The 22265-nt window shown below is 42.4% G+C and carries 11 protein-coding genes, 1 tRNA gene and 1 pseudogene; 5 read left to right on the top strand and 8 right to left on the bottom strand.

Going from position 1 to position 22265, the window contains the following annotated elements; all coding sequences use genetic code 11:
- Window positions 1-417 precede the first annotated feature (417 nt).
- The 6 genes and pseudogenes from SJ312_RS18500 to SJ312_RS18475 all read right to left on the bottom strand — a co-directional run bounded on the left by SJ312_RS18500 (window position 418) and on the right by SJ312_RS18475 (window position 12171).
- Window positions 418-1782: a multidrug DMT transporter permease gene (locus tag SJ312_RS18500; protein ID WP_319868171.1), complete on the bottom strand. Its 1365-nt coding sequence runs from the start codon at window positions 1780-1782 to the stop codon at window positions 418-420.
- Window positions 1783-1844: 62 nt separating this feature from the next.
- Window positions 1845-6269: an NACHT domain-containing protein gene (locus tag SJ312_RS18495; protein ID WP_196533522.1), complete on the bottom strand. Its 4425-nt coding sequence runs from the start codon at window positions 6267-6269 to the stop codon at window positions 1845-1847.
- A gap of 4 nt (window positions 6270-6273) precedes the next feature.
- Window positions 6274-10056 (bottom strand): hypothetical protein, encoded by a 3783-nt coding sequence (locus SJ312_RS18490; RefSeq protein WP_196533523.1) that lies wholly within the window; start codon window positions 10054-10056, stop codon window positions 6274-6276.
- Window positions 10057-10300: 244 nt separating this feature from the next.
- Window positions 10301-10573: pseudogene (locus SJ312_RS18485) on the bottom strand (integrase); the annotation flags it as partial.
- A 77-nt stretch (window positions 10574-10650) separates the two neighbouring features.
- On the bottom strand, window positions 10651-11898 hold the full coding sequence (locus SJ312_RS18480; RefSeq protein WP_319868170.1) for a tyrosine-type recombinase/integrase: 1248 nt from the start codon (window positions 11896-11898) through the stop codon (window positions 10651-10653).
- Between the two features lie 188 nt (window positions 11899-12086).
- A tRNA-Leu gene (locus SJ312_RS18475) sits at window positions 12087-12171 on the bottom strand.
- A gap of 414 nt (window positions 12172-12585) precedes the next feature.
- On the opposite strand from SJ312_RS18475, the gene ampH reads away from it, so the two are divergent.
- Both ampH and SJ312_RS18465 read left to right on the top strand, forming a co-directional pair.
- Window positions 12586-13809: a D-alanyl-D-alanine-carboxypeptidase/endopeptidase AmpH gene (gene ampH, locus SJ312_RS18470; protein WP_319868169.1), complete on the top strand. Its 1224-nt coding sequence runs from the start codon at window positions 12586-12588 to the stop codon at window positions 13807-13809.
- A gap of 202 nt (window positions 13810-14011) precedes the next feature.
- The gene (locus tag SJ312_RS18465) at window positions 14012-14455 is read left to right on the top strand and encodes a hypothetical protein (RefSeq protein ID WP_153673789.1); all 444 of its coding nucleotides are present in this window, start codon (window positions 14012-14014) and stop codon (window positions 14453-14455) included.
- 52 nt (window positions 14456-14507) lie between these two features.
- On the opposite strand, the gene lptG is transcribed toward SJ312_RS18465, so the two are convergent.
- Entirely contained in the window at window positions 14508-15584 is a 1077-nt protein-coding gene (gene lptG, locus SJ312_RS18460) for an LPS export ABC transporter permease LptG (protein WP_187710734.1), read from the bottom strand.
- Entirely contained in the window at window positions 15584-16681 is a 1098-nt protein-coding gene (lptF, locus tag SJ312_RS18455; protein WP_036958756.1) for an LPS export ABC transporter permease LptF, read from the bottom strand. The genes lptG and lptF overlap by 1 nt, the downstream gene beginning before the upstream one ends.
- Before the next feature lie 339 nt (window positions 16682-17020).
- Here lptF and pepA point away from each other — a divergent pair, with 339 nt between their 5' ends.
- The 3 genes from pepA (at window position 17021) to SJ312_RS18440 (ending at window position 22147) form a co-directional block, all read left to right on the top strand.
- On the top strand, window positions 17021-18532 hold the full coding sequence (pepA, locus tag SJ312_RS18450; protein ID WP_319868168.1) for a leucyl aminopeptidase: 1512 nt from the start codon (window positions 17021-17023) through the stop codon (window positions 18530-18532).
- A 257-nt stretch (window positions 18533-18789) separates the two neighbouring features.
- Window positions 18790-19239: a DNA polymerase III subunit chi gene (locus SJ312_RS18445; protein WP_036958827.1), complete on the top strand. Its 450-nt coding sequence runs from the start codon at window positions 18790-18792 to the stop codon at window positions 19237-19239.
- A gap of 37 nt (window positions 19240-19276) precedes the next feature.
- Window positions 19277-22147: a valine--tRNA ligase gene (locus SJ312_RS18440; RefSeq protein ID WP_172974385.1), complete on the top strand. Its 2871-nt coding sequence runs from the start codon at window positions 19277-19279 to the stop codon at window positions 22145-22147.
- Window positions 22148-22265: the final 118 nt, after the last annotated feature.

The following is a 22265-nucleotide window of genomic DNA, read 5'->3' as shown; positions in this document are numbered from 1 at the left end:
TGTCGTTCTTGGCATGCCTGTACCGTTTAATCCACGGTAGAACGTTGCCTGAGCCGTTATCAGTACAGTCTGATATGGATTGATTGATAACCGCCTGTACGTTATCACCCCCATGTTAGAGGGGATTCTTCTCAGCGAGTGTGTCCGCCTTGGGCAACGTTCATTTGCTAATAAGCTAATTAGCCTGTTCAATCAGTTCAATGACTCTGATCTACGCCATAAACTAATGTGGCTGTGCTGGTATGATTTGATGTTAGGTTTTCCTTTGAATGATTGGCTGAATGCCTTGAAGATGAAAACTGAAGAGCAGCTAGTCGAATGGATAATTGGCAGGCAAATGGAGAACTGGGGACTAACGAGGATAATGTATTGTTTGGTTGATATAGGTGTAACCACTCAGAAAAATTAGAAATAATATCAAACAAATATTACACCTCTTGTAATTTTTTCATCGAATTGCTCATAACTACCATTACGATGCAATATACGCACTTGCCAAGAGTAAAATGTACGCTGTGTCTTGTTTACTTCCGCGCCTTCGCGATATGCAGTGCCCCGTGAGATAAGCGCAGTTCCACAATTACCCTTTAGCTGCCGGGGCTGTGCTGGTCCCCAGCCCGCGTTCCAATAGTGAAATTTTGCAATGACCTGTTCCTTTATCTTTGCTTGTAGCTCATCTTTATACGGTGTAATTTCAATTACATTTTCAGAGCCTACCATCGTCGGTAAAAATAGCCGAGACGGATACAGATCATGTTGAAGGTATCCTATCCGACCAAGATCGAGCGTTCCCGCTAATGGCCAAGCCTTACAATCTTTGTTCACCCAGTGTGGAACTACCAATGTAGTTGAACTGAGAGGCTCCTGTGCTTGACTGGAAAGCATCAACCCTTCTCTCCAGAACGATTCGAGGTGAGATCCCAACTCTGTCTCTCCCATATCGCCATTACCGATTTGTAACCACCGAACAATTGACACCTCTATGCATTGTTCCATTGACATTGAAATGGGAGAACTAAAGGCAATTAGCTCATCTCCAGAGTTTTCCACCTCTACTTGAGCAAGGAGAGTGAGCAATGAAGCCTCGATCTCCTTACTATCTCCGTTGAGTTCAGTGAATGTTGGCAGCCACTCAGGCCGTTTCGGTCGAAGGAAAGCTAACGTTGGATGGATTGGTAACGCTAAGAGAGATTGTTGATTAATCAACTCCGCCGGTATTTCCCAGAAGTGTCTGGCCACAGCTAGCGTACGAAGATAAGCAGAAATTGCACGAAGAGCAGTACGAGTGGAAAAATGAGGAGCAAAACCATCTCCTAGAGGCCGAATGAAGTATCCTGCATCTCCTTGATACGGTGCCTCCGGATAGGCCATCCTGTTTTTTGTCCATTCGAAGGCCATTTGCCGCACAAATGGACGGTGAGAAAAAGCTTCTAACCTACTAATGGTTGTATGGAATATCCTAGGTAAATCTGCACCTTGAACAATATCGAAGTCATCCGGAATGATAAAGTCCTCTGAAACTAACGTCAGGTCATTATTACTGAGGTAAATCGATGACCCAATAGCATTCATTAACAATACTGAAAGTGGAGAGGGAGAAATAATATTCTCTGCCAAAAAATTAGGAGGGGAGTAGTTAAGTTCTTTAACTGCTATCCAAAAAATACATAACACTTCTACAACTTCAGCTTCCAATTTGCGCAAACGCAGTAAGTGAAGCAACGAGGATTCGGTTTCAGCTTTTGTCTCTGGCTTTCCTAGCCGAGCGGCAAGTTCCTGCATAGTCCACCACCGAGCTGACGTAGAAGGCCACCCAAGACGAGCAATAAGAATTCGAAGGTCGTTCATTTAACCTCCATGGAGATAGGTTCGATTAGCTCTGTCATCCAGCAAGGTTTTTCCAAAGGCAAAGTACGCGTATCTTCAATCACACAATTAACCATCGTCTCCGTGAACTTTACAGCTTCATCTATACGATTTTGCTTAACATAGAAATAGACCATGATTTCCGATGGGGCTAAACGCGACGATACAGGCTCATCAAACATGCTATAGGCTGTTGCAGTCACAAATTCATCACAACGTTGTGGATAATTTTGGGCAATTAGGTCCAGCCTGTTGCGAGTCACATCCATGTTCTCAAAGTAACCAATCCATCCTCCGTTACGAATTTGTGCATGAATAAGATACTTCCAGGCTGCACTCAGTCCACTTGCTCTACGTTTTGTTTGAAAAGCAAACTCAGAAAGATCTAAGGCTTCCCTCATCCATTTGTTGTTTCCTGTAAATAGAATCCTATCTAGTTCAATCAGTAAATTTCGTCCCTGATTTCTGCTTTCCCAGTATTGGTACCAAGTACGGAGAAGTTTTGGGCGCTCTTTATAATATGGATCCAGATCTTTGAGCAAGTCTTCTAATTTATCTGGTCCAAAAACCGTCACATCACCTTTATAAAGTTTGTCATCAGTACCGCTGCCTGAATTTTCGTGATCCCGTATACAACCAATATCCCATCCATTGTGCTCTTCAAGTATGCGAAGTCGCTCGGAAGCAGTTGTACAACCATTCTCTATAAGTTGTTGTAGGTCATCCAGAATTCCAGGATGCAGGCCTGTGCGCATTAAAGCATCCAGAGGCCACTCTTCGATGGCCCCCTGTTTTATATAGGCTCGTATACTGCTCTCAGCCAGAGCCCAGTCACCCATACTGGTATGCTCTTCAAATTTGATCACCAGTGCGGAAGGTTTAAGCTTTGCCAGCAACCTATCTGCTTCAGAAAGAACATGTCTAGTTCCCTTACCATCAGTATAATCTAAAATACAATGGATCTGTGGAGCGATTTTAGCTAGTAATCGACAAGCTTCCTTCGGTTCTACATCAGCTAAATAAGCGATAGCATCAACTGTATTACTTAGTGTCGGATCTTTTCGATGCCCATATCCGATTGTCAGTTCCCACGTCTGTGTACAAAGTTCACGAGCTTCCGAATTTAGTCTGTGGGAAATAGCTATCATGCATAGTTGTAATGGTATCTGGAGATGTACACTAGTCTCATTTTGAACGCCTGCATCGAGCAATAAACGCTGAGCACCAATGAATATTACAGCAGCTTCATCGGTCATTCTGCTCAATAAATCAGATGAGTATTGAGTGCGAAATGACGCACTATCAAACCAAGTACATTGCAAAGCAGCCTCAATGGTTCTAGGAGAAAGCGTCACAGTACCTGTTCCTGCTAACAGCACACTACCGATATGCACATCACAAGCAATACGGTGTAGCGCCGCTTGAAAATCTGATGCAGCTGATTTGCTATGATAACTTTGTCTAAATCGCTGCAATTCAACAGGCTCTAGTAACTCGTACAATTCATGAAAGTGAATAAATTCCCCGCACCACCATCGCTGGGCTATTTGAGAGCCAATTTCGGATAGTACATTAAGATAATCAGTGATATTCTCTCTATCTTCGTAAATAGGAGCTGTAATATGCTCGAAGTTTGTTTGTCCTTCTGCAATCATACAAAGATTCAGATGTACGGCACCAAATAGCCAATTGTGAGCCAGTAAAGCCAAATTATCCTTGCGTTCGTAATAGCTTCCATGTAGCCAATTTACAGGAACTTGGTCATTCAGTGGAATTGAATTTTTTGTAAGAGCAGCCTCTATTGCAGCCACAAATGGTGTTCTAACTAATGTGTTAAAATCTTCACGCTCAGTAATATATACGCCTATATTTGCTGCTGCACGAATACAAGCATCACTGACGATATGCTTTTTATAGCTAGCAGGTAGTGCTGCTACAACAGCCATCAAATCATCTAATCTACCGTCATCAATCAGAATCTGAACACAAGGAAGCCATGCGGGAGATTCATTTTTATCAACCAACCAAGTAAGTTCCTCAGAAGTAGCACCTACAACACCAAGTTTAGCAAATGAACTAGCTAGAAAGGTAAACTCATCAAAGCCCGAGTTTGAATTATACCGATGAGAAAACTGGCTCACTCCTTTGAAACGATGCAAAGCTTCCTCACCACAAATTTCTGCTAAAACATGCTCCCCCCTGTAGTGTAGAGCTAAACCAAGAGCAGTAACATCTAGGATATCTGCTTCATGTCTAGATGCGAACGCTTCACGTATCACACTTTCCTCTGCCAACGTCAACGAAAAGGAAACAAGTCTTGCGAAATCATCATATTGCACCTGAAATTTACTACCATCTACCATTCGGTTCTTTAAATGCGATAAACGATAGGCATCTGCAAATTTTGCGCTTTCAAGCGCTATGACCAGGGCATCTGACAATAGCATGTCAAATAAAGATACAGGATACCCCTCTTCTAACCGTCGCATGATCCAGTCACGAGTAAGCCCAGTGATGAGATTATTGGGATTACCCATCTTCGCTTGAACTGTCCATAACCAGTTTACACACAATGAAGAGGGTCCTTGATGCTCAAGCCAGTCTGCAACTGCTGGCATCAATTGATTAATTCGTTCCTCATAGCCATCAGTTGAGCGTACAAAGACAGCCAAACTTTCATGAAAGACTTTCAAACCTGCTGTCGATGAGTGAAGCAAATGCTCTATTTTATCCACGTTTGGTTCTGTCGCCTTGATATTTCTAGCAATATCTAAAAAAGCAGTCTTTGGCCAAAAAAATGGAAAAGCACATATAAGCCTCAGAGTATCTTTTTGGCTCGGAAGAAGATGCACCCACAAGGATGCATAGTAGAACTTTGCATCCTTGCTTAAATCACCTTTTAGTTGGTCAATATCCCTACCAGATAGACTGAGGCCAGAATGCTCCAGTTCCGCCGTAGCATATATAATATAAAGCGGGTGACCATTCGTTCTTTTACGGAGAGCAAAAGCGGCATCTTGTAGCTGTTCTTCAATTTGTAGATTAGTCCCAAAACTAGTTGTAAGCCTCCCCTCTTGGAGTACTTTACGTAGATAAGAAAGGACTGCGCTCTCAGACATTGCAGGTAACGTATACCATTCGCTCTTTGGTGCAGCGGCAAGTAAATCTGTAGGTAATTGGATATCATTTACTGGTTGAGTACCAACGAGCAGTATCATATTATCCGGGCAAGGGATTATCTGAGAGAAAAGGTCATCCAGAGGCTGTTTATCTTCAGAGTTAATGCGCCAAACATGGTCCAAACCATCAAGAATAAGTATGAATGGTTTTCCTTGCATTTTATAGAATTCAGCGCATGCCTCTAATTGCTTATATAAGCCCCCAGAAGTCTTCGGCACATCTTCGTGAAACTGTTGGATCTGCGCCTGAATAGATTGTTCAACAATATAACTATTAACTCGGTCTCGGCTACGTTCAGTTGTTGACAGAAAATAATGATGACGAACCGTTGGGATACCTTGATCTGTAAGAGTGTCGCAAAGCGCACTCAAGTAGGTGCTTTTCCCTCGTCCTGGTGGACCTGTTAGCACAATTACCTTTTCTGTAGCATTAATCACGCTCTGAACAAATTGTTGATGAAATATTTCATCAGGAACTTCATACCCTTTGGGTATAACAAAGTCCTCTGGTAGCGGTGTAGGCGGTGATGCCCTCAAAATATCTCTGAGCTCTTTTTGTGAGATCCAACCGTCTGGGGCAGGATAGTTCTTTTGTATAGCCCAGTTCAGAGCAACATTTTTGAGGACAGCAATCCCCTCAGATGTACCATAAACACGAAGACGCGCATCAACTTCATGTTCTAATGCAAGATATCCCTTGTCGCTATGCCGAATACATAATTGTTCAAAAAATAATTCGCATTCTTTAATACCTCCAAGCTCAGCCTCTACTTGGGTACGTTGAGGTTCAGGGATCTTGGATGGATTAATCTTATCTAGTTCCAGACAGACTTCAATATTTGCATCTGGTCTACGATTTGTTATTAATGAAATTTCACCAATCTGGTTTGGTTTAAGTTGTTTGAATGCATCAAACCATTTACGTAGCATTGACCTAGAACGTGCGGTTTTTCCCGTTTTCTCCAGCATCCAATCCCAAGATAAAAAATGCTTATCCGTATCTGGAGTAAACTTAATTTGTTGAAGATCAATTCGACCATCACTTCGTTCAATAACAATATCATCTAGTCCTTGTGGAGCTTCGTTCTCATTGTCACATTCAAATTTCACACGACTATAACGTGTTGGCGCATCAAGCCAATCACACAGGACTTTAAGACCTTGGCGATTTTGATAAATATAGCCAGCTGCTGTAATGGCAGTTTTCTTAATATATTCACTCATAGTATCAAGATATGTTTAACTCGTTTCTAATCCAAGTATCCAAGGTGTCTACAGATACAAACTGGGTTGGAACAGGATATGGCGGATGAACCATCCAGTAGTACACATCTCTACTCACATAAAGCTCTATATTTTTTAAAGGAACGTTTGTTGGCTGAGGCCACTGCAACAATTCAATTAACTTTGATCGGTGAGTTTCAAGAAATTTTCTACGACCTAAGATACGACTAAACTGCCCTGCTCGGTCATTCTCTGTCTTACCAAATATCCGATCACGAAGGCGACGACTATCTTTCATCGTATACGGCGGCTGATTGTATTTACACTCTACCGTCACGAGTAAATTACTTTCGGGCCAGTATGCAAAAACATCGAAATCCCCAACATCATCAAATTTCTCTGCCTTAAATTTTTTAAAAAAATCAATACCCCGTAGAACATATGGTGTATGCCTGAGAAAGATTTCCTCAGCACGAGATTCTAATCTTTTCTCGATACCCTTTTTTACCTCACGAATCACTGGATTAACATGTGGCCAATCAAACTCAGCAGGTAAATAACCGTCTCTTACTGCCGACATCCAAATGTACATTGCCCTACTTGCTGATTCTGCTCCCCAACGTAGGTTCTTACCATCAACGATTAGTGGTCGAATGGTATACCTATCTATTCGCTTATTTCGCTCCCAGTATGGAATATCTCTTTCATCAATATCCCGACCAACAAGCCTAAGAACCCCAGTTTCTGAAAGAGTCAGAAAATCAACGATTTTTTGAGCCTCAGAATAATCAAGTCTATCGATATTTTCAGCCAATCCTTGAGCGAGTTGCTTCGGATTAACAGAATAAGATAATGAGAGTTTTTCACCAAACCCATGTCGTTGAGCTTGTGATAAAACAGCGAGTGCAGTGAGCATATTTTGTAATTCAAAACCTAAGTCTGCTATAAAAGCACTTTTGAGTTTTTCAGAGGATAATAAATCTACAGATTCACCTTCCACTGCATCATTGTCATTTGAACCAAGTCCTAACTTAGACTTTGCGGATTCTCTGGCGAAGATAGCCTCACGGCTATCAAAATTTTCCGAATAGAAAACTTGAGGAATATATGAATCATCAATCTCAATCCCTCCTACATCTATACCATTGTGAAGGGTATCACTAGCACCAGTCAGTACCATAAACCAATCTACCAGAGCTACTAATTCTCGAAGTACATCCTCCGAAACATCCTTTACACCGTTCGAAGATAAGCTAATAGTCTTTTCTAGAAGATATCTATAGTGACGAGCATTACCCCCAAATTCTTTGCGAGCCTGTTCAATCGCATCCAATCTATCGTACTCAACTTCATGGGCAAGACTAAGACTGGCTCGCTGAGTACTCGTTCTTTCATTAATCAGAAGAGCGTCATGCTGTTCAATTAATGCCTGTAAAAGCTGATGTTTATCCAATTCAGTTATTAGATTCTCAATATGAATACGCATACGAGTGCTGGCAGGATCAATCCTAGCCTTAGCATCTGACAACTCATATCGGCCAGGAACAAAATCAAGTCCCATAATTTCTGCAGCCAATCTCTTTCGTGCAAGTTTATAATTAGTAGGTGAAGGAATTATTGGGTCTACATAATCAGGGACATCAATATATCTAGTCATCACTTTCAAATGATAACGGGCAGCTTGTGATGCTCTGTCAGCAAGTCGTTGTGGAAAGCCATTGGGCATATTAAAACTACATACATCATGACATTTTTCGAGTGTTTCTAATAAGCAACGAACTTCGAAAGATCCGTCTTTGGCAAGATTTAGCCCGGCAAGCACTGCACGGGCATCAACTTGAACGTGAAATACACTGGAGTTATGGGGATCTACATGGACTGAAGTCACCACATGCATAAATTCGTCTAAAGAAGAAGGAGCCTCTTCAGATTCAATCAAACTGGATGGATCTGAAAAACAGGTAAATAAGACATGCGGTTGCCTAAATAGTAATACATCAGACATCATCTCACTACAGCGATAGCTACAATCAGATAGAATTTGGGTAAAAAGCTCTATCAAACGAGCATTTTCAAGACTTATTTCCTTGGAAATATCAATTATCGTTTGAACTGTACAAGTACCAACCAATGTTGAATATGCTATTGCTTTATGATGACGTGACTTAAGTCGAATAACTCCTTCCGTTGAAGGACTTAACTCCCATCCGCTAGAGCTGTCTGGAAATACTTTCGGCGCATATGACCAAAACTCTGACAGAACCCTAAAACGCCAAGATGTACCCCAATGAGGATCTAACCCAATAAAAGTAGGAGAAATAGCTCCTTCAATAAGCACACCATGCATGTCTTGGAATGATGCAAACAGATCTGTAGCTCCACCTAGAAATGGGCCGAGCATTTCCTTTTGAGTATCTACAAATTTCCAATAACGTTCTAATTCTTCAAGATCATTGAGGCTATCGAAAATAGTGATGAAATCGACCAATGGCAATAAACGGGTTGGTTTGGAGGGAAGGTCGATGGAATTAAATGCGGTACCTGCTAATGTAACAACGATAATGATATGAAGCTCGTCGATGCGAGGTTCTACACCATCTCTAGATAGAGAAAGAAAGCGCCCATCTTCAAAACGAAAGAAAATCTGCGATCCACTATTAACATTGGCGTATAATTTTTCAGCTGCATTTGACAGGCGACCGTTTGAAACATGATCACACACACAAATGAGGTATAAACCAGAGTCACCAGGGATAATACAACTGATAGGTAGGCCTTCACAGGCGGTACCATCAGCATATAAAGTCAGAGGCCCTATAAGGACCCTTTGGAATCGCTCCGCGACAAACTTTGCAAGTTTTCTATATATAGAAGGACTAACCCCAGTCAGATTTTTATTAGCCCAATGATCAATAATTAGACCAGGAGCACTACGTACTGACATCGGTATCCATATACCATCTATTTCGACAGCAAGAAAAGGCAAAGCCACACCTTCCATCACTGCATTTCCAAACGCATCCGATTTCAGTGGAGCCTTAAAAGCACCAACACGAGTATCGAGCTTATCCCCCGCTTTCTTTCGACTGTCCGCTAGCTCATTGCCAAGTTGCTGAAGCATTGACTTACAATTTAACCAGTAGTCTTCAGGTGCTAGTTCAACATGAGCACATACGGCCTCAGTATTGACTGAATGCATCAACTCAGGAATCGATTCGATGATCTTCGCTTGCAAAGCAATGGCAAGATCCATGTGAGCTTGTGCTTCTGGAATATGTGCATAAGTAATACGAAACGCTTCTATGAAGTCGGGAACCCTCTCAATGCAGCTACCATAGAACATTGGGACAAAATCTTGGGAAAGACGAACTTTAATATTCCCCCAATCCGCTTCAGGTGAAAAGTCCTCCAGCATAGGAAATTCAGGCCATACTGCATACAATTTTTCAATAAATACTTTAAAATCTGCATAATCATTGATGGATATTCCTTCCTTAAATTCATTCGGAAGACCTAAAAGAACACACCAAGCAAAAATATGCTTTATTGGGCTACCAGTATTATTTAACCACAATTCAGAGATACTTAAAGCAACCGCGACATCAAGACTTTTATATTGACTTATTAGATTCTGTACTGCTTCCAAGCTCTTATCAAAATTTTTATCCGCTTCCATTGTATTTGTCATTATTTCACGAAACTCTGATATCTCATGTAATAACAAAGCATTATTACCGTCCTGCTTTTTTAATTTTCTCTCTCGCTTTTCTCGCGATTTTTTACCCATTTCATATCCTTTGGCGTAAGCATAATTAACACTAATTAATTAGGTGTCATTACACTTACCATAGCCTTATTCATCTTTTATTGTTTTTATGATTACATTTTTAATCTGAATATTCATTAGAGCACCTTCACAATTCTAGGTATTCAACTCCTAAAAACTCAGCATAAGTACTATTTTTCTGCCCACTCATTCATTTCTAACCATAACCATCCTTACGTCAATCCATAAAGATGGCTATTTATCACTAAAAATTCACACTAACCACATTATCCAGATCCCTCTCCAACTCATCCATGTAATCCGCATACCGCTGCATCATTTCTCTGTGCCCATCTACATACTGAACATGGTTATACATGCCACGGTTCGCGTTCTTATCGATATGTGTGAGCAGAGTTTCAACCCATGCTAAGTTAAAACCTTTCTCATGCAAAATAGTCCCCATCTCGTGGAGGAAACCATGTCCTGTTAACTCTCCCTCATACTCAAGCAATTAAATAACCTGATTTACACTTTCTTTACTGTCCAGCTTTTGATGAGCATTTAGCAAGGTATGTAAAACTGTATCTGCATGCCTCACACTATCTCATTGCTTTATTTCGCAAAACTAAAGGGCGAAATCTCCCTCACCCTATTCGCATCCAGATAATCTGCCCACCATTGCACCATCAATCGCCGTTCCTCAATATGTTCCGCTTTATGAATATAAGCGGCCCTTACTGAATTACGTTCTTGGTGGCTCATTTGTCGTTCTACCGCATCCTTCGACCATAGGCCTGACTCAATCAACGAGCTACACGCCATTGTTCTAAAGCCATGCCCACATACTTCCGTCTTAGTGTCATAACCCATCACTCGTAATGCGTTGTTTACCGTATTTTCACTCATGGGTTTTCTTGGATTATGGTCGCCGATAAAGATCAGTTCGTGGTTGCCGCTGAATTGATAGATCTGTTTTAAAATCTCAATAGCTTGTCGGCTTAATGGGACTAAATGAGTAGTACGCATTTTTGATCCACGATGTGAGTGTTTAACCCCTTCTATCGCTTCACGTTCAGCAGGGATCGTCCACATGGCATTCTCAAAATCGATTTCATCCCAACGGGCGAAACGCAGTTCACTGGAACGAATGAAGACTAACAAGGTAAGTTTGACTGCAAGTTTAGTTAAAGGTCTCCCCTTATAATCATCAATTCGTTGTAAGAACTCTGGAAGGCGTTTAAGCTCTAATGCGGCTCTATGAACCCGTTTACCTGTCGCAACTGCGCCAGCCATATCTTGTGCAGGGTTATAGTCAATTAAACCGCTCTGTACGGCATAACGCATAATAGCTGTCACACGTTGTTGTAAACGTGCAGCAACCTCAAGACGTCCAGACATCTCTACGGCTTTAATCGGTTCGAGTAGATCGCGAGTTTTCAATTCGGCTATATTGCGTTTACCAATAGCAGCAAAGATATTGTCCTCAAGGCTTTTGAGGACTCGATGGCTATGCCCTTCTGACCACTTCTTATTTGTTGCATGCCAATCACGAGCAACCTTCTCAAAGGTATTAAATTCCTTTTGTTGCTCTTCTTTCACTTCTTTGCGTTTTTCGCTGGGATCAAATCCATTAGCAATTAACTTTCTGGCAGCATCTCTTTTCTCTCTGGCTTCTGCGAGTGAGATTTCAGGATAGATACCCAGAGCTAACATTTTTTGCTTACCGCCAAAGCGATACTGTAAACGCCAATATTTTGAGCCGTTGGTATGTACCATCAAGTGCATACCATCACCATCAGTCAATTTATACGATTTATCCAAAGGCTTGGCAGCCCTGACTTTAGCATCAGTAAGAGCCATGATTTATCTCCTTCTGTTGGTACAAACTATTATCGAATCGAGAGATACCAACACATATACCAACAGTAGGTACTTGATGTGGGTTGACCTTAGTATACTTGGGAAGACTGAAAAGTGGGGAAAAGCCTTGTAAAACTGGGATTTCAGGTACAAAAAAAGACGTCGGTTGACGTCTCTTGATGTTCTTATGGTGCCGAAGGCCGGACTCGAACCGGCACACCCGAAGGCGGTTGATTTTGAATCAACTGCGTCTACCAATTCCGCCACTCCGGCACGAAGTGATGTGTTTCTTGGAAAACGCTGCCATTATACTTGCCTTGTGTCTACTGGCAACACTTATTCGTGAAGTTACAGTTTGTTCGATTAAAAAAAAAGCATATTCCTTAGATCTGATTAAATCACTGGGAAAGCTTCTTTTGTTTATATATCTATTAATGAGTATGTTAACTTCTCCCAAATTATTTTTCTTATCGCAAGGCTCTGTGACTGGCGGCAGGTCATTATTTTTGTTAGTTTATCTGCAATCTAATGTCAATATTTAAGGTTTAATCATGGGTTTTGTTGGGTGGATAGCAACAGGTATCTTTATTGGCATCTTAATTGGTGTCGTAATGAAGATTTTCGCGAAGAAAAAATAATATTGGCTGAAAGGTCATTTGCAAACAATCATATCGGCTGGCTTCCAACATGAAGAAATCATTTCTAAAAATTCTGTCTGTATCTGCATTGTCTTTGGTGTTAATGGCGTGCTCAAGTAAGACAGAAAAAGCACCAAAGTTTCTGCAAAGTAATGATATTGAATCCTCAGATTGGCAGGTTTTTGAAGGAGATAGAAGGACTTACGAGCGCGTCGCTAAGATTGTCGATTTGTATGCTAACCGCATTTTTAATGAAAGCAATGCACGGGGCATGGCAATCATTGTTATCGATAATAATCAGGCGTTATCACGCTATTATGGTGAAACCGCACCTGGCAATGGTAAAAAACCCGGTCCAAATTCATTAATTCGCATTGCATCAATTACCAAATTAATGACAAGCGAAATATTAATTAAGCTCGAACAGGATAAGAAGCTGTTAATTACTGATCCGTTACAGCAGTATGCCTACCACGGCGTTAATGTGCCTGATAATGCCAGCGGGCAGCCTATTCGCTTATATCATTTAGCGAGCCATACCAGTGGCTTACCTCGTGAACAACCCGGTGGAAAATGGGGTCGCCCTGTTTTTATTTGGCCAACTCAAGATAACCGCTGGGCATGGCTAAAAACAGGTAAGTTAGATGCGACACCAGGCACAGAAGCTTCTTATTCCAACTTAGCATATGACTTATTGGCTGATGCGATGGTTAAAGCTTCGGGAGTCTCTTATCCCCAATTATTTAACCACTATGTGACATCTCCCGCCAAAATGACGAATACCACTTATACCCCTAACAATGCGCAGTGCGCACGGTTAATGGAAGGAACAAAACCAAGCCCTTGCCATAACACACTCGCGGCAGCAGGAAGTGGTGGCGTGTATTCTACCCCTGCAGATATGCAAAAATGGATGCAGCAATTTTTATCGACAGATAGTAGCTTAAGAAAAGTCACCGCAGCCCGTGAGCAAGGTATCTATTTTCCACGCGAAAAGCTTTTGGAAATTAAAGGGATGGATGTTGCAGGCCATGCTGATGGACTCGGCCTTGGGTGGGTGTATGTGAAGCCTAAAAACGGCACTCCGGGAATTTATCAAAAAACCGGCGGTGGCGGTGGGTTTAATACCTATATGGCGATGATCCCACAGCAAAATATTGGGGTATTTGTGGTGATGACCCGCAAAGATAACAGTAAATTCAGTAAATTAACAATTGGAGTTAACGAACTGGTCGCTTCACTGTCTGCTAACCATGCGTATGGGAAACATTGAAGGAGTACCGCCGAAGCGTTACAAGCAATGGCGAGTTACACCCCAACCTTAAAACGTGGATTTACCCGCGTTATTACATTAATTGCGACAACAGCCTGAGATATTCAGGCTGTTTTTGATAATTTTACTACCCATTTTTAAAATCAATTCATTCATATTCCCGATAATCTTTTAGCCTTTAATTAACACATGCAGGGCTAAAATGAACACAAAAAATGACTCGATAACGCCAAACTATCAGGCTACAAAATCCCCTAAAATCAGCCAATTTGAATTGGTAGAAATTTTAAATAGCATTAAAAGTCATAGCACTAGAAAGCCAGAGTATGTAAAGAGTAGGTCTGTTACTATCCAATATCCCTACAAATACTTCGATGGTTCAGAATTACAAGCTATCAAAGCTTCTCGACAAGAAGAAAGACGAATATATCGAGAAAAGTGCCAAACGGCTTTTAAATTTAATCAACAAAATAGTATGAAAGGTGGGATTTTCTCGCTTGCTCAGCAATTAGCAAACCGAAGTCGCCAAAATATTTTAGCCATTGATAACCAAGACAATATCACATTTTCCAGAAAGAAATTATTTCAACCACAAACAAGGATAGTAGCCTGTATCAGTGCATTAGGTTATGCGTTATTTGGATAATAAAAAAACGGTAGTTTTTTCAATACACTACCGTTTTTTATCTCTTATTTCTCTATTTTCGTTTGACTAATAATACGATACTAACAATCAAAAACAGTAAACTCGGTAAAACCGCAGCAATAATAGGCGGTACCGAATATACGAGACTCCAGTTACCAAACCCTTGGTTAAGTACGTAAAAGAGGAATCCCCCCACAATACCTGAAATAACACGAACGCCCATAGGAACGGTACGTAACGGGCCAAAAATAAATGAAACTGCCATTAACATCATGACGGCTGCAGATAATGGCGCTAATATTTTTTTCCACATACTGAGCTCGTAAACAGCAGCAATTTGGCCACTTTCTTTTAAATACGAGACATACTGATACAGGCCGCGGATTGATAGCGAATCAGCATTCAGTGAAACTATTCCAAGCTTCTCTGGCGTCAAATTGGTCTTCCAATCCACCGTCAATCGCTGTGAACCTGTGATTTTTTTCTCGCTACTTAGAATCGACTCATCCACTTGAGATAACACCCAAAGCTGATTTGTCGAGTCGTACTCACCATTCGCAGCAAACATCACAGACTTCAATTTACGTTGGTCATCAAAACGATAAATCGACACATCTTGAATCGATGTCGCATTATTAATCCGCTGAATGTGAATAAAATCATTGGCATCTTTTGCCCACATACCTTCATCTGTCACAACTAATGAGTTACCCACGATTTTTTCTGCGCGATAATTTCTTGCCCACTGTTCTCCCGCAGGTGCGATCCACTCACCAATAAACATTGCGACAATGACCAATGGAACTGCTGTTTTCATCACCGATAATGCGATTTGTAAGCGGGTAAAACCGGAAGCTTGCATGACGACTAGCTCACTACGTGAAGCCAGTGCCCCTAACCCCATGAGTGCTCCCAACAAGGCTGCCATTGGAAAGAAGATATCAATATCTTTTGGGACAGTTAATAAAGTGAATACACCTGCGCTCAATGCCGTATAGTCGCCATCACCCACTTTGCGAAGCTGCTCGACAAATTTAATGATCCCTGCCAGTGAAACGAGCAGAAATAGCGTCACTAAAATCGAATTTAAAATGGTCCGACCGATATACCTATCTAAAACACCAAACATCAGGCAACCCCTTTACTCAATTTAAGACGCATACGTCGCATTGGGACGGTATTCCACGCATTTAGGACTATCGCTAATATCAAATACCCCACATTCACCGCCCACATAGTATACCTTGGGTCAAGGTCACCCTTATCGGCACTATTACGCAATGTACTTTGTAATAAAAAGAAAATGAGGTATAGCAGCATCGCTGGAAGCATACTTAATACCCGTCCTTGACGTGGATTAACCTCACTTAATGGCACGACCATCAAGGCCATAACGACAACGGAGAATACAATCGTTAAACGCCAATGGAACTCCGCGTTCACTTCAGGAGTATTTTCAGACCACAGTTGTAGCATATTTTTTTGCTCGACTCGGTCACTACGCGTTTCTGCGGTTTGGTGGTCAACAATAGCTTGGTAATTAACAAAGTCAGTTATTCGAAAATCTCGCAGTAACGCGGTTCCTTCATAGCGAGTACCTTCGTTTAAAACAACGACTTGTCGGCCATCGGGGTCTTCTTTCATATAACCGCTATCAGCCACCACAACTGAAGGCCGTTGTTCATTTGCAGCGCGTAGCTGTGCAAGAAATACGTTCTTAAAATTACTACCTTTTACATCACCAATGTACAGAACATAATTGCCATCTTTAGTGGTTTTAAATTGCCCTTCCACCATCGCAGCTAGCCCAGGGTTCGCTTTCGCATCAGCCAATACTTGTTCTTGATATTGCGATGACCATGGTAACATCCACGTGATATTAGCCACCGCAACCATTGCGGTAATGACCGCTAGGACTAACGCGGCTTTTACTAAAACACTTTTACCTAAACCGCAGGCATGCATTACCGTGATTTCACTTTCAGTGTAAAGTTTACTGTAGGTCATCAAAAGCCCAAGGAATAGGCTCAAAGGTAAGATAAGCTGCGCCATTTCAGGCACACCTAACCCCAGTAAAGGAAGTACTAAGTTTGAGGGAATGTTGCCCTGAACCGCAGCGCCAAGAATATCTATCGACTTCTGGCTAAAAAAGATTAGCATCAATACAAAAAGTATGGCTAACTGACTTTTCAGGGTTTCCCGTACCAAATATCTAATAATGATCACGCTTATTACGCCTGTGAAAACTTGTCTTTTGGGAAGAAAATGGCTAAGTTCGTTCGATGTCTGCCATTTACTAACATATACTCTAGTTTATTGTATGGCTACAATGATATAAAAGCATTCTCTATACTGGTTGAAATATCAGAACATGCTTAATATTCGAGAAACCAGATATACCCGCCATACTTCATGGTGTATCGCAATTAACAGCATACAACGTGAGCTATTTCGCGTATAGATGGTTAGTTTAACATAAAGAGTTCATTCTCTATGAGGTAGATCATGCGAAACGCTAATTTTAGCGGGAGCATCGGCCTTTGTCTTTAAGATTCAGGAGAACGCATGGAGTTTAGTGTAAAAAGTGGTAGCCCGGAAAAACAACGCAGCGCTTGTATTGTTGTCGGAGTCTTTGAACCACGCCGTCTGTCCCCAATTGCTGAACAGCTGGACAAAATCAGTGACGGATATATCAGCGCCCTGCTGCGCCGCGGCGAACTTGAGGGTAAAGTAGGGCAATCCCTGCTACTCCATCATGTACCCAACGTTCTGTCTGAACGCATTCTACTTATCGGTTGCGGTAAAGAACGCGAATTAGATGAGCGCCAATTTAAACAAATTATTCAGAAAACAATCAGCACGTTGAATGAAACTGGCTCAATGGAAGCCGTCTGCTTCTTAACTGAATTACACGTTAAAGGCCGCAATAATTACTGGAAAGTGCGCCAAGCCGTCGAAACAGCCAAAGAATCACTGTATGTGTTTGATCAACTGAAAAGTAATAAAACAGAACATCGTCGTCCACTGCGTAAACTGGTTTTCAACGTGCCAACTCGCCGTGAATTGACCAGTGGTGAACGTGCTATTTCCCATGGTTTAGCGATTGCTTCAGGTGTTAAAGCAGCAAAAGATTTAAGTAATATGCCACCAAATATCTGTAACGCAGGTTATTTAGCGTCTCAAGCACGTCAATTAGCAGATATTTCAGACAGCAAACTCACCACTCGAGTCATTGGTGAAGAGCAAATGAAAGAGTTAGGAATGAACGCCTATCTCGCGGTGGGTCAAGGTTCACAAAATGAATCGCTGATGTCCATCATGGAATATAAAGGCAATCAAGATCCCGACTGCAAACCTATCGTACTCGTAGGTAAAGGGTTAACCTTTGACTCTGGCGGTATTTCAATCAAACCATCCGAAGGCATGGATGAAATGAAATACGATATGTGCGGCGCGGCTTCTGTTTACGGTGTAATGCGCTTTATCACTGAATTGCAGTTGCCAATTAATGTCATTGGGGTATTAGCAGGCTGTGAAAACATGCCTGGTGGGCGTGCTTATCGTCCGGGTGATATTCTTACTACCATGTCTGGGCAAACCGTTGAAGTCCTCAATACGGATGCCGAAGGCCGTTTAGTTCTGTGTGATGCACTCACCTATGTTGAGCGTTTTGAACCTGAGCTAGTTATTGATATCGCTACCTTAACAGGGGCTTGTGTCATTGCATTAGGCAGTCACTACACTGGGTTGATGTCAAACCACAACCCATTGGCTCATGAGTTATTAAACGCATCAGAGCAAGCGGGTGACCGTGCATGGCGTCTACCACTGGCTGATGAGTATTTTGACCAAATCACGCCTAATTTTGCTGATTTAGCCAATACGGGTGGCCGTCCTGCTGGTGCTATCACCGCGGGTTGTTTCTTGTCTCGCTTTGCGACGAAATATAACTGGGCACACCTTGATATCGCAGGGACTGCTTGGCGTTCAGGTGCAGCAAAAGGCGCTACTGGTCGCCCTGTCTCCATGCTAGCGCAGTTCTTGTTGAACCGTGCAGGCCTTAATGGTGATGAATAACCCGATTTAGCGCTTTAGCTGTACATCACTTGTAAAAATATCCCGATGAGCATTTATGCGACTCGGGATATTATTTTTGGTTTTTTGATACACCAAGAAAGCCATTTTGAGGCAGCTATAAAAAAGGTTATAATTCAACATAGACATAATTCTGCGCTTGGTCACCAAAAACGCGTAGCCCACATCCCATACAAAAGTATGTGACTAAGGCGAAAGTGCGTAGCCAACACCCCTACAAATTGAAGTATGACGGGTATATGAAAAAAGGTACATTTTACCAACTAAAACAGGCATCACCACATCCTGAACTTGAAGCCCATGAATGGCTAGCTTGTGAGCTTGCCGCACAAATGTGGCGCAGTGGAAAGCGTGTTTTAGTTGCTTGCGAAACACAGCAACAAGCTGAAAAGATTGATGAGGCCTTGTGGCAACGCGATCCACACCAGTTTGTCCCGCATAATTTGGCGGGTGAAGGGCCGCGTTATGGTGCACCGATTGAAATTTGTTGGCCTGCTAAACGGGGAAATACCCCACGCGATGTCCTGATTAATTTACAAAATCAGTTCGCAGATTTTGCCACGGCTTTCCATGAAGTGGTAGACTTCGTACCTATTGATGAAACTTTAAAACAGTTGGCGCGTGAGCGGTATAAAACTTACCGTAGCGTCGGCTTCAATTTGACTATGGCGGCGCCGCCAACTTACTGAATACAAAAAGATAATGGAAAAGAAACCAGATAGCCCAATGAATGAGCCTTCGCTCGATAAAACGTATAACCCCGCAGAAATTGAGCAATCTCTATATGCTCACTGGGAGAAAAGCGGTTATTTTAAACCTAATGGGGATACCACCCAAGACAGCTTCTGTGTTGTCATTCCACCACCGAATGTCACTGGTAGCCTGCACATGGGGCACGCCTTCCAACAAACCATCATGGATACGATGATCCGCTATCAACGTATGCAAGGTAAAAATACCTTATGGCAAACGGGAACTGACCATGCAGGTATCGCAACTCAGATGGTTGTTGAGCGTAAAATTGCAGCAGAAGAAGGTAAAAACCGTCACGACTACGGCCGCGATGCGTTCATTGACAAAATCTGGGAGTGGAAAGCGGAATCCGGCGGTACAATTTCACAGCAAATGCGCCGTTTAGGCGATTCTGTTGATTGGGATCGCGAGCGTTTTACTATGGATGAAGGCTTATCTAAAGCCGTTAAAGAAGCGTTCGTTCGCCTTTATAAAGAAAACTTGATTTATCGTGGTAAGCGCTTAGTTAACTGGGACCCAAAACTGCACACGGCAATTTCTGACTTAGAAGTTGAAAACCGTGAAATCAAAGGGTCTATGTGGCACCTGCGTTATCCATTGGCTGATGGCGCAAAAACGGCTGAAGGCAAAGACTATTTAGTGGTCGCGACTACCCGTCCTGAGACCATGTTAGGGGATACCGGTGTCGCCGTTAACCCTGAAGATCCACGTTATAAAGATTTAATTGGCAAAGAAATTATTCTGCCAATCGTTAACCGCCGTATTCCAATTGTTGGTGATGAACACGCTGACATGGAAAAAGGTACTGGCTGTGTGAAAATCACTCCAGCTCATGACTTTAATGACTATGAAGTCGGTAAACGCCATCAGTTAACAATGATTAACATGATGGACTTAGACGGCAATGTTCGTAACGAAGCGGAAATTTTCGATACCAACGGTAACCCATCTACCGCTTATAGCTGCGAAATCCCAGAAGCTTACCGTGGAATGGAACGTTTTGCAGCGCGTAAAGCTATCGTCGCAGAATTCGAACAACTTGGCCTGCTGGTTGAAGTGAAACCTCATGACCTGACGGTGCCTTACGGTGACCGTGGTGGTGTGGTTATTGAGCCTATGCTAACCGACCAATGGTACGTGCGTACCGAGCCTTTGGCTCGTGATGCCATTAAAGCCGTTGAAGATGGCCGTATTCAGTTCGTTCCTCGTCAGTACGAAAACATGTATTTCTCTTGGATGCGTGATATTCAAGACTGGTGTATTTCTCGCCAACTGTGGTGGGGCCACCGCATTCCTGCATGGTATGACGAAAAAGGCAATGTCTACGTGGGTCGCGATGAAGACGAAGTTCGTCGTGAAAATAATTTAGGTGCGGATATTGCTCTGCGCCAAGACGACGACGTACTGGATACGTGGTTCTCTTCCGGTCTGTGGACATTCTCTACTCTCGGCTGGCCTGAAAATACCGACGCACTGAAAACATTCCATCCAACAGATGTATTAGTCAGTGGCTTCGATATTATTTTCTTCTGGATTGCCCGTATGATCATGATGACCATGCATTTCATCAAAGATGAAAACGGCGAGCCACAAGTGCCATTCAAAACCGTTTATATGACAGGCCTGATCCGTGATGAAGAAGGCCAAAAAATGTCGAAATCCAAAGGGAACGTTATCGACCCATTAGATATGATTGACGGTATCTCTTTGGAAGATTTACTTGAAAAACGTACTGGCAACATGATGCAGCCACAATTGGCTGAAAAAATTGCTAAACGTACTCGTAAAGAATATCCAGAAGGGATCGAAGCACACGGTACTGACGCCCTGCGCTTTACTTTAGCAGCACTGGCTTCAACAGGCCGTGATATCAACTGGGATATGAAACGCCTGTCCGGCTATCGCAACTTCTGTAATAAATTATGGAATGCGAGCCGTTTCGTTCTGATGAATACTGAAGGCCAAGATTGTGGTCAAAACGGCGGCGAAATGAGCTTCTCACTAGCTGACCGCTGGATCATGGCGCAATTCAATCAAACAGTGAAAGCTTACCGTGAAGCGTTAGATACTCACCGTTACGATATCGCAGCGGGTATTTTGTATGATTTCACATGGAATGAATTCTGTGACTGGTACTTAGAGCTGTCTAAACCTGCTGTTCATAAAGGTAACGAAGCACAAGTACGTGCGGCTCGCTTCACCTTAATTGAGGTATTAGAAGGCTTACTGCGCCTTGCTCACCCAATCATTCCATTTATCACTGAAACCATCTGGCAGCGCGTCAAAGTGGTTAAAGGTATTGATGCCGATACCATTATGTTGCAAGCGTTCCCTGAGTTCGATGCGGCTAAAGTGGATGAACTTGCGCTGAGCGACCTTGAGTGGATCAAAGAAGCCATTATTGCTGTACGTAATATTCGTGCAGAAATGAACATCTCCCCAGGTAAGCCACTGGATGTGATGCTGCGTGGCGCTTCTGCTGATGCAAAACGTCGCGTTGAAGAAAACCAAAGCTTTATCAAATCAATGGCACGTTTAGAAAGCATCCGCGTACTGGCTGATGGTGAAGAAGCACCGGTTTCCGTCACTAAACTCGTTGGCGGTGCAGAGCTGCTGATCCCAATGGCTGGCTTAGTCGATAAAGACGCAGAACTGGCTCGTTTAGATAAAGAGCTGGAAAAAGTGGTGAAAGAAATCGAAACCATTGAAAGCAAATTAGCTAACGAAGGTTTTGTGAGCCGCGCGCCTGCTGCCGTTGTTGAAAAAGAGCGTGAACGCTTAACTGCCAATATTGAAGCAAAAGCTAAAATTGAAGCACAAAAAGTGACCATCGCCTCTTTATAATTATTAATTAGCTAATCATTTTTAAGCCCTTATCGATTCGTTGATAAGGGCTTTTTATTCGAGTATCATCAAATGACTGCGTTCGCAGTTCTCAGATTGAAGTTCCCTTCTGGTTCTC

This window comes from Providencia sp. CIM-Carb-044, from assembly GCF_033901115.1.
GTDB classification, from domain to species: domain Bacteria; phylum Pseudomonadota; class Gammaproteobacteria; order Enterobacterales; family Enterobacteriaceae; genus Providencia; species Providencia hangzhouensis.
Note: the sequence above shows the minus strand (reverse complement) of the source record. Positions and strands in the feature narration are given on the sequence as shown.

What these genes read in the sequence shown, in the direction of transcription:
- SJ312_RS18500 (WP_319868171.1), bottom strand. Translation starts at nt 1,782, where the DNA reads ATGCAGGAACTTGCCGCTCGGCTAGGAAAGCCAGAGACAAAAGCTGAA.
- SJ312_RS18495 (WP_196533522.1), bottom strand. Translation starts at nt 6,269, where the DNA reads ATGAGTGAATATATTAAGAAAACTGCCATTACAGCAGCTGGCTATATT.
- SJ312_RS18490 (WP_196533523.1), bottom strand. Translation starts at nt 10,056, where the DNA reads ATGGGTAAAAAATCGCGAGAAAAGCGAGAGAGAAAATTAAAAAAGCAG.
- SJ312_RS18480 (WP_319868170.1), bottom strand. Translation starts at nt 11,898, where the DNA reads ATGGCTCTTACTGATGCTAAAGTCAGGGCTGCCAAGCCTTTGGATAAA.
- ampH (WP_319868169.1), top strand. Translation starts at nt 12,586, where the DNA reads ATGAAGAAATCATTTCTAAAAATTCTGTCTGTATCTGCATTGTCTTTG.
- SJ312_RS18465 (WP_153673789.1), top strand. Translation starts at nt 14,012, where the DNA reads ATGAACACAAAAAATGACTCGATAACGCCAAACTATCAGGCTACAAAA.
- lptG (WP_187710734.1), bottom strand. Translation starts at nt 15,584, where the DNA reads ATGTTTGGTGTTTTAGATAGGTATATCGGTCGGACCATTTTAAATTCG.
- pepA (WP_319868168.1), top strand. Translation starts at nt 17,021, where the DNA reads ATGGAGTTTAGTGTAAAAAGTGGTAGCCCGGAAAAACAACGCAGCGCT.
- SJ312_RS18445 (WP_036958827.1), top strand. Translation starts at nt 18,790, where the DNA reads ATGAAAAAAGGTACATTTTACCAACTAAAACAGGCATCACCACATCCT.
- SJ312_RS18440 (WP_172974385.1), top strand. Translation starts at nt 19,277, where the DNA reads ATGAATGAGCCTTCGCTCGATAAAACGTATAACCCCGCAGAAATTGAG.